The sequence below is a fragment of the Serratia sp. NA_112.1 genome, from assembly GCF_052691715.1.
In genome coordinates, this window is sequence record NZ_JBQZFO010000004.1 from 451,295 (window position 1) to 464,177 (window position 12,883).

A 12,883-nucleotide genomic window follows, 5' to 3' on the forward strand; every position below is an offset into this window, starting at 1 on the left:
GCACGCCAGAGGTTGCAGAACGGCTATTTTTTCTGATTCAGCAGGCAATCCTCTTCGCTGATATAGCGCGGCAGTGATTTGCCCAGTTCAATGAATGCATTGAGTGCAGCGACAATTTTCTGTCGCTGGGGATAGCTCATCTCGTGGAACTGCAACATCACGTGACGCTCGGTCAGGCCTGCATGAAAGCAGAGCGTGTGACGTAGATGCAGCGGTGCCGTGTTGTAGATCTCCTCGGCCTGATTTTTATATTGGGCGAATAGCGTGCGGCGGATTTCAGCGATACGCCGTAGGCCGATAGCCCGTTGTTCTTCATTCGCCAACAGCATGGCAACCTCCCTGGATGCTAAGTGATATATGGGCTTGCAAAAGCGAGGCGGATCTCGGTTCGAATCACCCTCACTCTGTGAGCAACGTGCCTGCTTACCGTTAACCAATGGCAGCATAACTTGCTATTGGACTACCACGATGTTTGCATTTTCATCAATCATGTCGCATCATCTTAACTAAAGTGACATTTAAGCCGTTTGTGAAACATTCATGTGGCACTTTAGATCGCAAAATGCGACTTGTAAATGCAAATTTTGATTTTAATCGGTGATGATATGCGTGAAGATACTGTGAACGATAACGCCTCAGTAGGCGCAGTGATTGAAAGGATCCTTTCATCTTATGGTGTTGGCACGCAGAAAGAGCTGAGTGAAATCCTGGGGATAGCCCCTAACAACATCAGCAGTTGGCAGCAACGTGGCAGCGTGCCCGGTTATGTGATCATCAGCTGCGCACTGGCTACGGGCGCTGATTTGGCCTGGCTTATGACCGGAGAGCTTGCAAAAGCAAAAAGTGAACGTAAACCGATTCAACCCGCGCAGGGAAAAGCGCTTTACGAGCGGGTTCTGGCTTCTGGCGGTAAAGGTGTGCTGCGGCGCATTCTCGATGCCTATGGCTTCAGTCTGCAGAAAGAACTGGGAGATTTACTGGGTATTTCGTCGGGCACCATGAGCACCTGGGTTCGTCGTAACTATTTCCCGGGAGATATCGTGGTGACTTGCGCTCTGGATACCGGTGTTTCTCTGTTGTGGCTGGCAACCGGGCAGGGGGAAATGGGCAGTGGCAGCACGGCGGTGGCGGTACCGACTGGCGGGCGGGCGCTGCCGAAATACTGGCTCGTCGCCGGGCAGTTGAAAGATGCGGGAGAATGGTTGGCGGACAGTTCGCTGATCTCGGCAGGGGTAGCGCAGCCGGCTTACGTTGACGGCGGTCGGTTATCCTGGCTGGTAGATTTGGCCGTGACGCACATTGCCAATGGCCGTTGGTTGATCGATATCGACGGCAATATCGACGTCTATGATATTGCGCGTTTGCCGGGTAATCAGGTACAGGTCAGTGGGGGAAATGCTGACTTCCAGTGTTCCACCGATGCGCTGAAAGCCTTGGGCATGGTCTGGTTGACTCTGACACCTCAGGCATAAAAAAAGCCCATCGATGATGGGCTTGGTGGAATCAGTGTCCTGGGCGAAAGGATTACAGACCGTATACCAGACTGATGGAAGTCGTGGTGTCGGTATTCTTCGGTGCTGAGGCTGGCGGCTTGCTGTTGTAAGTCACGTTATAAGCCAGACGCAGTGCGAACCTTTCGTTAATTGCGACGCTTAGCGCGGTTTCGGAGTTCAAGGTGGTTTCTTCGTTAGCCAGGGCGGAAACGCCCTCGGTGAACTTGGTATTGTCGGTCAACTGATACGAATAGTTGGCTGCGCCGTAAGCCAGCGCTTTGGTGGAGCGACCACCGCCATGATATTCATCGTGACGCACGCCCGGACCGAATTCAACTCGCAGATCGCTAAGCGGCCCATTGAGGATTTGGCGACCATAACCGCCGGTCAACGTGGAACGGGAGTCATAACCGTTGAAGCGATCGCTCAGCCAGCTCGCCTGACCGAACAGGTAGTTACGATCGGACAGATTATAACGAGTACGACCACCGGCCTGATACTTTTCTGACGAGCGCACGTTAGAGGAAGTGGTGTTGTTGGCGGCTCCCCACAGGCTGTAGGCGGCATCGCTGTTGAACCAGGTCATGCTGGTATTGGCCAACAGGGTAGAGCTTTGTGAGTTGCCTGACTGCGAGTTGTAACCGGCCTGGATGTTGCCTTCAAACGGTTTTTTGGCGGTGGCCGGATCGTCCATCGCGGTGAAAAGTGTATTGTCGGCAAGGGCTGAAACACTGGTGAAAGTCGTTAAGCAGCTAATGAACAGCGGAATAGCGCGGCGAGCGCGTAAAGAGAGCATTTTGGATCCAGTTGTTAAGAGTGATTATAAGTGATGTCAGTCACATTATATCGGTTCGTCATGGCGACCAAAATAGCTACGATTAGCTTAAGTTTTTAATTTCTCATCCTTACTTATTCACTTTTCTTCTACTTAATTAATCCCTTCCTGCGGCATATCATGCTGAGTATCCTTAGCGTTTGACTGGGTTTTGGCTAAGGTTGTCGCCTGGTAGCAACAGCGGGTGGGCTGCCGTGCTCGATCATCCGGATGAGACCGAGAACTGTATCGCGGCCTGATACTTTGCCGTGGAATATATTGTGTATATTTATATTTACACTTTATGGCAATGGTGCCCACCCTTTAAGGTTAAAAGGGATAAAAGAAAATCTTGGTTTAATTTTAATATTTTTATTTATAAATCATGTTGTTAATTTTGTTTTACATTCTTTTTTAATACGACATTTCAAGATGGTTTTTCATTGGTAATTTTTTATTTACAGATATCGGATTGAAAACTTTACATCGCATGGTATGGTAAGGACCTGAAACGCTCAAGGTTGTATTAACGCTTACGCATAACGGCAAACGACAGGAATAGCATCATGCAAAAAGACGCGCTTAATAACGTTCATATCAGTGCAGAACAAATTCTGATTACTCCGGAAGAACTGAAGAACCAGTTCCCGCTCAGCGCCAGCGATGAAAATGAAATCGCGACCGCGCGCAAAACCATCGCTGATATTTTGCAGGGGCGTGATCATCGCCTGCTGGTGGTGTGCGGACCCTGTTCTATCCACGACCCGGATGCTGCCCTGGATTACGCCCGTCATTTGAAAACCCTGTCGGCTGAATTGAGCGATCAGCTATATATCGTAATGCGCGTCTATTTTGAAAAACCACGAACCACCGTTGGCTGGAAAGGTCTGATTAACGATCCGTACATGGATGGTTCGTTTGATGTTGAAGCAGGTCTGCACATCGCGCGTCGTCTGTTGCTGGATCTGGTAGGTATGGGCCTGCCGTTGGCGACAGAAGCGTTGGATCCGAACAGCCCGCAATACCTGGGCGACTTGTTCAGTTGGTCAGCAATTGGTGCGCGTACTACAGAATCGCAAACTCACCGCGAGATGGCTTCAGGCTTGTCAATGCCGGTGGGCTTCAAAAACGGTACCGACGGTAGCCTGGGCACGGCAATCAACGCGATGCGTGCAGCGGCTATGCCACACCGTTTTGTCGGCATTAACCAGGCAGGGCAAGTGTGCCTGCTGCAAACGCAGGGTAACCCGGATGGGCACGTGATCCTGCGCGGTGGCAAAACGCCGAACTACAGTGCCGAAGACGTTGCGGCCTGTGAAAAACAGATGCAGGAGGCGGGACTCCACCCGTCCTTGATGATAGATTGCAGCCATGGCAATTCGAATAAAGACTATCGCCGTCAGCCGACGGTTGCCGAGTCCGTGGTAGAGCAGATTAAAGCGGGTAACCGTTCGATCACCGGCATCATGCTGGAAAGCCACCTGCACGAAGGCAGCCAGTCCTCTGAGCAACCGCGTGCAGATATGCGCTACGGGGTTTCTGTTACCGATGCCTGCATTAACTGGGAAAGTACAGAGACGCTTCTGCGCCATATGCACCAGGAACTCGGCACTGCGCTGACGGCACGTACTGGAGAGTAGTAAGTTATGGTGGCTGAACTGACCGCGTTGCGCGATCAAATCGACGAAGTGGATAAGGCGCTGCTGGAGCTGCTGGCAAAACGCCTGCATCTGGTGGCAGAAGTAGGTGAGGTTAAGAGCCACCACGGATTACCGGTATATGTTCCTGAACGTGAGGCGGCGATGTTGGCCTCAAGGCGTCAGGAAGCAGTAAATCTTGGTGTCCCCCCTGATCTGATCGAGGACGTGCTACGCCGGGTAATGCGTGAGTCTTATGTCAGCGAAAACGACAAAGGCTTTAAAACTCTGAACCCACAGCTACGTCCGATTGTCATTATCGGTGGTAACGGCCAAATGGGCCGGTTGTTTAATCGCCTGCTGACGTTGTCCGGCTACCAGGTCAAGGTATTGGATCAGCAAGATTGGCCGCAGGCCGATACTTTGCTGGCAGACGCCGGAATGGTGATTGTCAGCGTGCCGATTCACGTGACTGAACAGGTGATTGAAAGATTACCTCCGCTGCCGGCGGACTGTATCCTGGTCGATCTGGCTTCGGTAAAAAATCGTCCGCTAAATGCCATGTTGGCAGCGCACTCTGGCCCGGTGGTGGGTCTGCATCCGATGTTTGGTCCGGACGTAGGCAGCGTGGCCAAGCAGGTGGTGGTCTATTGCGATGGGCGCGAGCCGCAAGCCTATCAATGGTTGCTGGAGCAGTTGCAGGTATGGGGCGCGCGTTTGCACCGTATCAGCGCGGTTGAGCACGATCAGAACATGGCGTTCATTCAGGCGCTGCGCCATTTTGCCACCTTTGCCTATGGTCTGCATTTGGCGGAGGAAAACGTTCAGTTGGAGCAGTTGCTGGCACTCTCTTCACCTATCTACCGATTGGAGTTGGCGATGGTCGGACGGCTGTTTGCGCAGGATCCTCAGTTGTACGCAGATATCATCATGTCGTCGGAAGAGAACATTGCGCTAATCAAACGTTACTATCAGCGCTTCGGTGAGGCGATCAAACTGCTGGAACAGGGTGATAAACAGGCGTTTATTCAAAGTTTCCAGAAGGTCGAGCATTGGTTTGGCGAGTATGCGCAGCGTTTCCTGGTGGAAAGCCGTTCGTTGCTGCGTCAGGCGAATGACAACCGACAATAGAGTATCCGGGTTCGGCAATGCCGAACCCTTTTTTACATCATCAGGATGGATTGACCGGCACCACGTTGTCGCTGGGATAGCAGCCCAACACCTTCAGCGAGCGAGTGATAGGCGTCAAATCCCTCAATGCTTTCTGCATTGATTCAGAACGCAGGTTAGCCTGCACATCGATATAAAACATTTCTTCCCAAGGATTGCCGTTAATCGGGCGAGATTCCAGTTTGGTCATGATGATACCGTTCTCGCGTAACACCAGCAGTGCTTCAACCAGTGCACCAGACTGCTGCCCGGTGGCCATGATCAGCGTGGTTTTAGCCGGCACCTGCTCAGAGACGTCGATAGCCTTACGCGCCAGCACGATGAAACGGGTGATGTTCTGCTGTTGATTGGCCAGATTGTGTTCCAGTACCTGCAGGCCATACAGCGCGCCGCCAGCTTCGCTGCCTAGCGCTGCGGCTTTTGGCGAGTTCAATTTGGCGACTTTTTCCATCGCTGCGGCAGTGCTTTCACAATATTCGATTTTCCAGTGCGGATAACGATTAATGAACTGGCTGCACTGTTGGAATGGCTGCGGGTGGCTATACACGACTTCGATCTGGGCTAGATCGGTGTCGCTGGCGACCAGGACGCAGTGATCGATAGGGTTGGTCAGTTCGCCGACGATCGACAGGCTGGTGTGCTGCAGCAGATCGTAGACGTCGTTAATCGAACCTGAGCTGGTATTTTCGATTGGCAGAATGGCGTAATCTGCCTGACCGGTTTCGACCTGGGTAAATATGTCCTGGAATTTCTGGCAACCACACTCGATCAACTGATCGAAATGACGAGCTGCGTATTGGCGTGCGGCCAGGTGTGAATAAGAGCCTTTCGGGCCGAGGAAAGCGATGCGGGCTGAATGCTGACTGACTTGATTGAGCTGGTTTTGCAGTAACGACTGCTGGGTTAATACCGAGTCTTCGATAATCAGTTGGAACAGGCGGGTGACGTAGAACCCGTCCAGATCGTAGGGCTTGGCGGCAGCGATCAGGGCGTCCAGCAGGTCGCGCTCACGCTCTTTATCCCGGATTGGACGATGAGAGTGAAGCTTGGTTTTCCCTACTTCTACCGCTAGCTCACGGCGTTCTGCCAGCAGGGACAGCAGTTTCAGATCCAGTGCGCTGATGCGTTCGCGCAGCACGAGTAACGGGTTGTCAGTCATAATCAGCTTCTGCCTTATATTTTTATACGTCGTAAATAGCCATAAAAAAAGCCCCCTGGTTTCAGGAGGCTTTACTGTTCGTCTTCGCATTCTTTATCACACGACGAAACGCCTCCCAATCAGGGGAAGGTAAAAAAGAATGCGAAGAAAAACGGTTTACGGAGCATGGGTTATCCAGAGTATGCGTGAGACAGGTTTTAAAGTAACCGCAGGCCTTTATCTCGTCAATAAAAAAACCAGACAAAAAACGCGCCCTCAGGCGCGTTTGATGTGAAACAGCCGCTAAACGGTTATTCCTGTTCCGGTTCTACTTCCGGAATGATGTCCTTCACGCTGGTTGCGGCACGGCGTGCTTCGCCTTTGTGCTGCACCTTATTCAACTGACGCTCCAGCTTGGCGATCAGATCGTTAACGGCGGTGTACATGTCTTCATGTTTAGCGCTGGCGACCAGCGGGCCGTTAGGGGTAGTAATGGTGGCGTCGGCAACAAACCCTTTCGGTTCTTTGGATAAGACGATATGTGGGTTAATCAGTTGGGCCTGCCATTTTTCCAGTTTGGTGAGACGGTCTTCGACGTGACTGCGGATTGCGGGAGTGATATCCATTTGTTTGCTGGTAATGTTCAATGTCATATAACTTACCTCTCTGTCTTTCCGTCTTGGATGGATCCAGCATACCTCGCTTTTTGCTTAAATGTGTGATGAAAATCACGTATTTTTGTCACTTTTTGCAAAGTTAGTTCAATCTGTGATTCAGCATTTGAATTGGCTATCTAACGCTTGAGTCTTGTGAGCAGAACGCGCATTATTGAAAGGATAAGCGGTGAGGCAGACTTGCTAACATCGTGTTTTTGCTCGTGTATTTTTCCAGCTCTGGCTAAGTTCACAGCAAATGAAAACGGCAGCCGAAGCTGCCGTTTTGTTTTTCTGCCGTTGCCAATTCGGTTATGCCGGGTTGGCGGCAATCACTTTGGCCACTTTGTCGGCCTGACCGTTCAATTGCAACTGCTTATACGCATTTTCCATCAGCGGCAGCGCGTCGCGCGTCGCTTTGGTATCCGGATATTCACGTAGCATCTGTTCGGTGCGATTAACGACCGCGACGTAGGCACCGCGTTTAGTGTAGTATTCCACCACCGAAAGCTCATACTTGGCCAGGCGGTCTTTCAGATACACTAGGCGCTTGTTGGCATCGGTCACATACTGACTGTTCGGGTATTGCTGAATCAGCTGGCTGAAATCGCGAAACGCAGCGCGAGCATGCTGTGGATCGCGGTCTGAACGATCGACCCCGAAGAAGCCTTGCAATGCACTGTCATCCAACGCCATATCGGTCAGACCACGCATGTACATCACGTAGTCGATGTTTGGGTGCGTAGGGTTCAGACGCATGAAACGATCGATAGACGCCTGAGCCAGTGGTAAATCGGCAGATTTGTAGTAGGCATAAATCAGGTCCAACTGAACCTGCTGAGAGTACGGCCCGAAAGGATAGCGGTTATCTAACGCTTCGAGTTGCGTAATCGCGCCCTTAAAGTTACCGTCCTGCAGTTTTTGCTGGGCAGTAGCATAGATTTCCGAAGGTGGGTTGTCGGGAACCGCATCCTTGGATGTGGAGCAACCTGCCAGCGCCAGGCTCAACGTGGCTGCCGCCACCAGATATTTCATACGCGTCATGACGTTTTGATTATCCTCAGGGTGTTATTCCGGGAGACTGTCCGTTAAGCTCCCGACAAAGACCAGTTACAATAGCACATTATATTAAACGGCATCGCCGTGAAAACCCAACGTTAACGAAGAAGCTGCATATGGCACAACAAGTACAACTCACCGCAACGGTGGCCGAATCTCAACTCGGACAACGTTTAGATCAGGCTTTGGCCGAATTGTTCCCTGATTATTCACGATCTCGCATAAAAGATTGGATCCTGGACGATCGGGTACAGGTTAATGGCAAAACGATAAACAAACCGAAAGAGAAGGTACTGGGGGGAGAGACGGTCGCCATTGATGCACAGATAGAAGAAGATGCCCGTTGGGAACCGCAGGACATCGCGCTGAATATCGTCTACGAAGACAGTGATATTCTGGTCATCAACAAGCCACGCGACCTGGTCGTGCACCCTGGCGCCGGTAACCCGGATGGCACGGTGCTCAATGCGTTGCTGCATTACTATCCTGAAATTGCCGATGTGCCACGTGCCGGCATCGTGCACCGTTTGGACAAGGACACGACCGGTTTGATGGTCGTGGCCAAAACTGTTCCGGCGCAAACCCGACTGGTAGAAGCGCTGCAGGCGCGGGATATTACCCGTGAATATGAAGCGGTCGCCATTGGTACCATGACCGCCGGCGGTACTGTCGAAGAGCCAATTTCGCGCCATTCGACCAAGCGCACCCATATGGCAGTGCACCCGATGGGGAAACCCGCGGTGACGCATTACCGTATTATGGAGCACTTCCGTGCGCACACTCGTCTGCGTCTGCGTCTGGAAACCGGCCGTACTCACCAGATCCGCGTGCATATGTCACATATCAATCATCCGTTGGTGGGCGATCAGCTGTACGGTGGCCGTCCGCGTCCACCAAAAGGTGCGTCGGATGCATTTATTGCCACGCTGCGCGGTTTCGATCGTCAGGCACTGCACGCTACCATGCTGCGTTTATATCATCCCATCAGCGGTATCCAGATGGAGTGGCATGCGCCGCTGCCTCAGGATATGGTCGATTTGATTAACGCGCTGAAAGCCGATACCGAAGAATTTAAAGATCAGATGAACTGGTAATGGATACGCTCATCCTGCCCGATTGGCCGTTGCCGGCAGGGGTAAAAGCCTGCAGTACTACTCGTCATGGCGGTATTAGTTTGCCGCCGTATGACTCGCTCAACCTCGGAACCCACGTGGGTGACGATGCGCGGGCAGTGGCGGATAACCGCCAACGGCTGGTGATGGGGGCCGACTTGCCGCAGATGCCAGTCTGGCTGGAGCAGGTTCATGGTACCCGTGTAGTGCGGCTGGATGGGCAAACGCTAGCTGACCTGCAAGCGGATGCCGTTTACAGTAATGTCCCGGGGCAAGTATGTGCCGTGATGACGGCGGATTGCTTGCCGGTGCTGTTTTGCTCGCAGGCCGGTGATGAAGTTGCAGCAGCCCATGCTGGTTGGCGTGGGTTGTGCAATGGCGTGCTGGAACAAACTCTGGCTGCTTTTGCTGCTGAACCGGCTCGTATCAATGCCTGGCTCGGTCCGGCGATTGGCCCGCAGCAGTTTGAGGTGGGGCCGGAGGTCCGTGCGGCATTTATTGCTGTGGATGACGCCGCGGCGGCAGCTTTCACCCCCCAGGGTGATAAATTCCTGGCCGATATCTATTTATTAGCTCGTCAGCGCCTGCAACGCGCAGGCATCCACGCCATCTACGGTGGCGATCGCTGTACGGTGAGCGAAATCAGTCATTTTTTCTCTTATCGTCGTGATGGAATAACCGGACGTCTGGCAAGTTTAATCTGGCTGATATAACCTATTGAATTAGGACGGTCCAAAGACGCATGATGTAGTACCGAAAATATACAGTCGAAATAACCTTGAATTTTTGAGGGATGACCTCATTTAATCTCCAGTAGCAATTTCGACTCATCTTGGAGGTGTTATGCGTCTGGATCGTCTTACTAACAAATTCCAGCTTGCTCTCGCCGATGCCCAATCTTTAGCCCTTGGGCGCGACAACCAGTTTATTGAACCGTTACATCTGATGAGCGCTTTACTCAATCAGGACGGGGGCACGGTTCGTCCACTCTTAACTTCTGCCGGTATTGATGCAGGGCGCGTGCGCACTGAAATCGAACAGGCACTGTCTCGTCAGCCTCAAGTCGAAGGTACCGGTGGTGACGTTCAACCGTCCCATGAACTGGTGCGTGTCCTTAACCTGTGCGACAAGCTGGCGCAAAAGCGGGCGGACAAATTCATTTCTTCCGAACTCTTTGTACTGGCGGTGCTTGAGGATCGTGGAACATTGACCGATCTGTTGAAAGCGGCCGGTGCGACAACCGATAAAATCAGCAAGGCTATTGAGCAAATGCGAGGTGGAGACAGCGTGGAAGACCAAGGTGCTGAAGACCAACGTCAGGCATTGAAGAAATACACTATTGATCTGACCGAACGTGCCGAGCAGGGCAAACTTGACCCGGTTATCGGCCGTGACGAAGAGATCCGTCGCACCATTCAGGTGCTGCAACGTCGTACCAAAAACAACCCGGTGTTGATCGGCGAGCCTGGCGTAGGTAAAACCGCCATCGTAGAAGGTTTGGCGCAACGCATCATTAATGGTGAAGTCCCGGAAGGCCTAAAGCATAAACGTGTGCTGTCCCTCGATATGGGGGCGCTGATCGCCGGGGCCAAGTACCGCGGTGAGTTTGAAGAGCGTCTGAAAGCGGTGCTGAGCGATCTGTCCAAACAGGAAGGCAGCGTCATTCTGTTTATTGATGAATTGCATACTATGGTCGGCGCGGGTAAAGCCGATGGCGCGATGGATGCCGGCAATATGTTGAAACCGGCGCTGGCGCGTGGGGAACTACACTGCGTCGGTGCCACCACGCTGGACGAATATCGTCAGTATATAGAGAAGGATGCGGCGCTCGAGCGTCGTTTCCAGAAAGTCTATGTGGCGGAACCCAGCGTTGAAGACACCATCGCGATCCTGCGAGGCCTGAAAGAACGTTATGAACTGCATCACCATGTGCAGATCACTGACCCGGCGATTGTTGCGGCGGCGACCTTATCACACCGTTATATCTCCGATCGTCAATTGCCGGATAAGGCTATTGACCTGATCGATGAGGCGGCGTCCAGCATCCGCATGCAGATGGACTCCAAGCCGGAATCGCTCGACCGTCTGGAACGTCGCATTATTCAGCTTAAGCTGGAGCAGCAGGCGCTGAGTAAAGAGTCGGACGACGCCAGCAAAAAACGCCTGGAAATGCTTAGCGGTGAGCTGGAACAGAAAGAGCGTGAATATTCAGAGCTGGAAGAAGAGTGGAAGGCGGAAAAAGCTTCACTCTCCGGTACGCAGAATATCAAAGCGGAACTTGAGCAGGTCAAGATCACCCTAGAGCAGGCGCGTCGCGTTGGCGATCTGGGGCGGATGTCGGAACTGCAGTACGGCAAGATCCCTGAGTTGGAAAAACAGCTTGCCGCCGCCACGCTGGCCGAAGGCAAAACCATGAAGCTGTTGCGTAACCGGGTGACTGACGCAGAAATTGCCGAAGTGTTGGCGCGGGCTACCGGTATTCCTGTTGCCAGAATGCTGGAAGGCGAGCGTGACAAGCTGTTGCGTTTGGAGCAGGAACTGCATTCTCGGGTCATTGGCCAGGATGAAGCAGTAAGCGCGGTATCTAACGCAATTCGCCGTAGCCGAGCCGGGCTTTCAGATCCAAACCGTCCTATCGGTTCGTTCCTGTTCCTCGGCCCGACTGGGGTGGGTAAAACCGAACTCTGTAAGGCGCTGGCCTCGTTCCTGTTTGACAGTGACGACGCAATGGTGCGTATCGATATGTCCGAGTTTATGGAAAAACATTCGGTATCGCGGCTGGTGGGGGCGCCTCCGGGTTATGTCGGGTATGAAGAGGGCGGTTATCTGACCGAGGCAGTACGTCGTCGACCTTATTCAGTGATCCTGCTGGATGAAGTGGAGAAAGCGCACCCGGATGTGTTCAACATCCTGTTGCAGGTATTGGACGATGGGCGTCTGACCGATGGTCAGGGACGTACCGTTGATTTCCGTAATACCGTGGTGATTATGACTTCTAACCTGGGGTCCGATCTGATCCAGGAACACTTCGGTCAGATGAACTACGCGCAGATGAAGGAATCGGTGATGGAAATGGTCACGCATCATTTCCGTCCGGAATTCATCAACCGTATAGATGAGGTAGTAGTGTTCCACCCTCTCAGCCAGAAACATATTGCCGAGATTGCCAAGATTCAGCTGGCGCGTCTGTACAAACGTCTGGAAGAGCGCGGTTACGAAGTCACTATCACCGAACCGGCGTTGGAGCTGCTGGGCAAAACCGGTTTCGATCCTGTGTATGGCGCGCGTCCGTTGAAACGCGCTATCCAGCAAGAGATCGAAAACCCATTGGCGCAGCAAATTCTTTCCGGCAAGTTGATTCCGGGCAAACCGGTGACGCTGGATGTAGAAGACGAGCATATCGTCGCCAAACAATAGCGGCTATCTATAGCCATTGTGATAAAAGGGAGCGGGCGACCGCTCCCTTTAGGTTGCTGACAAAGCAGGAAAAAGCGTGGTTTTTCCTGCTTTGTGGTGAACAGCCGAAAATCAACAAATTGATTTTCCTGATTTTTATTTATCGACCTCTACTCGCTCTGGGCAGGTCTGGGCAGGAATGAGGTTTGTCATCAGTCTGAAGGGAGCGGTCGACCGCTCCCTTTTCTTTATCTGTTTTCATTGCACTTATAGAGTTTTCCGGGCTAACGGCCTTAAAATACCACTTTTCTGGCTAATAAATATCCTAAAAGGACTTTGTTGGTTGTTATTTGAACGCTTGAAAAGTTTTTTGCATTTAGGGGTTGCGGCCTTCTGAGAACTCCCTATAAT

General features: G+C 52.3%; 12 protein-coding genes and 1 other annotated feature. Of the genes, 6 read left to right on the forward strand and 6 right to left on the reverse strand.

What is annotated here, in order from left to right; genetic code table 11:
• Nucleotides 1–23: 23 nt before the first annotated feature.
• Complete coding sequence (locus ACUTQ5_RS12250; RefSeq protein ID WP_037424877.1) at nt 24–329, reverse strand: hypothetical protein; 306 nt, start codon at nt 327–329, stop codon at nt 24–26.
• Between the two features lie 246 nt (nt 330–575).
• On the opposite strand from ACUTQ5_RS12250, the gene ACUTQ5_RS12255 reads away from it, so the two are divergent.
• Nucleotides 576–1,472 carry a helix-turn-helix domain-containing protein gene (locus tag ACUTQ5_RS12255; protein ID WP_445651460.1) on the forward strand — a complete coding sequence of 299 codons (897 nt, stop codon included), beginning with the start codon at nt 576–578 and terminating at the stop codon, nt 1,470–1,472.
• Nucleotides 1,473–1,524: 52 nt separating this feature from the next.
• On the opposite strand, the gene ACUTQ5_RS12260 is transcribed toward ACUTQ5_RS12255, so the two are convergent.
• Nucleotides 1,525–2,289, reverse strand: coding sequence for a DUF481 domain-containing protein (locus ACUTQ5_RS12260; RefSeq protein WP_445651461.1), 765 nt, complete (start codon nt 2,287–2,289; stop codon nt 1,525–1,527).
• Nucleotides 2,290–2,873: 584 nt separating this feature from the next.
• Between ACUTQ5_RS12260 and ACUTQ5_RS12265 the strand changes: the two genes are divergently transcribed.
• Nucleotides 2,874–3,947, forward strand: coding sequence for a 3-deoxy-7-phosphoheptulonate synthase (locus ACUTQ5_RS12265; protein WP_135315208.1), 1,074 nt, complete (start codon nt 2,874–2,876; stop codon nt 3,945–3,947).
• Between the two features lie 6 nt (nt 3,948–3,953).
• Nucleotides 3,954–5,075 carry a bifunctional chorismate mutase/prephenate dehydrogenase gene (gene tyrA, locus ACUTQ5_RS12270; RefSeq protein ID WP_445651462.1) on the forward strand — a complete coding sequence of 374 codons (1,122 nt, stop codon included), beginning with the start codon at nt 3,954–3,956 and terminating at the stop codon, nt 5,073–5,075.
• A 40-nt stretch (nt 5,076–5,115) separates the two neighbouring features.
• Here the strand turns inward: tyrA and pheA are convergent, their stop codons facing one another.
• The 4 genes from pheA to bamD all read right to left on the reverse strand — a co-directional run bounded on the left by pheA (nt 5,116) and on the right by bamD (nt 7,949).
• Nucleotides 5,116–6,273 carry a bifunctional chorismate mutase/prephenate dehydratase gene (gene pheA, locus ACUTQ5_RS12275; protein WP_153857977.1) on the reverse strand — a complete coding sequence of 386 codons (1,158 nt, stop codon included), beginning with the start codon at nt 6,271–6,273 and terminating at the stop codon, nt 5,116–5,118.
• 41 nt (nt 6,274–6,314) lie between these two features.
• Nucleotides 6,315–6,441 (reverse strand) — a sequence feature (Phe leader region).
• On the reverse strand, nt 6,393–6,440 hold the full coding sequence (gene pheL / locus ACUTQ5_RS12280) for a pheA operon leader peptide PheL (RefSeq protein WP_198010413.1): 48 nt from the start codon (nt 6,438–6,440) through the stop codon (nt 6,393–6,395). (Overlaps the previous feature by 48 nt.)
• A 122-nt stretch (nt 6,442–6,563) precedes the next feature.
• The gene (raiA, locus tag ACUTQ5_RS12285) at nt 6,564–6,905 is read right to left on the reverse strand and encodes a ribosome-associated translation inhibitor RaiA (protein ID WP_012005327.1); all 342 of its coding nucleotides are present in this window, start codon (nt 6,903–6,905) and stop codon (nt 6,564–6,566) included.
• 312 nt (nt 6,906–7,217) lie between these two features.
• Nucleotides 7,218–7,949 carry an outer membrane protein assembly factor BamD gene (bamD, locus tag ACUTQ5_RS12290; protein ID WP_445651463.1) on the reverse strand — a complete coding sequence of 244 codons (732 nt, stop codon included), beginning with the start codon at nt 7,947–7,949 and terminating at the stop codon, nt 7,218–7,220.
• 131 nt (nt 7,950–8,080) lie between these two features.
• On the opposite strand from bamD, the gene rluD reads away from it, so the two are divergent.
• From rluD to clpB, 3 genes are all read left to right on the forward strand, one after another.
• Nucleotides 8,081–9,058: a 23S rRNA pseudouridine(1911/1915/1917) synthase RluD gene (gene rluD / locus ACUTQ5_RS12295; protein WP_135315212.1), complete on the forward strand. Its 978-nt coding sequence runs from the start codon at nt 8,081–8,083 to the stop codon at nt 9,056–9,058.
• Nucleotides 9,058–9,789, forward strand: coding sequence for a purine nucleoside phosphorylase YfiH (gene yfiH, locus ACUTQ5_RS12300; RefSeq protein WP_445651464.1), 732 nt, complete (start codon nt 9,058–9,060; stop codon nt 9,787–9,789). Before rluD ends, yfiH begins: the two co-directional genes overlap by 1 nt.
• A 130-nt stretch (nt 9,790–9,919) precedes the next feature.
• Nucleotides 9,920–12,493, forward strand: coding sequence for an ATP-dependent chaperone ClpB (gene clpB, locus ACUTQ5_RS12305; protein ID WP_445651465.1), 2,574 nt, complete (start codon nt 9,920–9,922; stop codon nt 12,491–12,493).
• Nucleotides 12,494–12,883 lie beyond the last annotated feature (390 nt).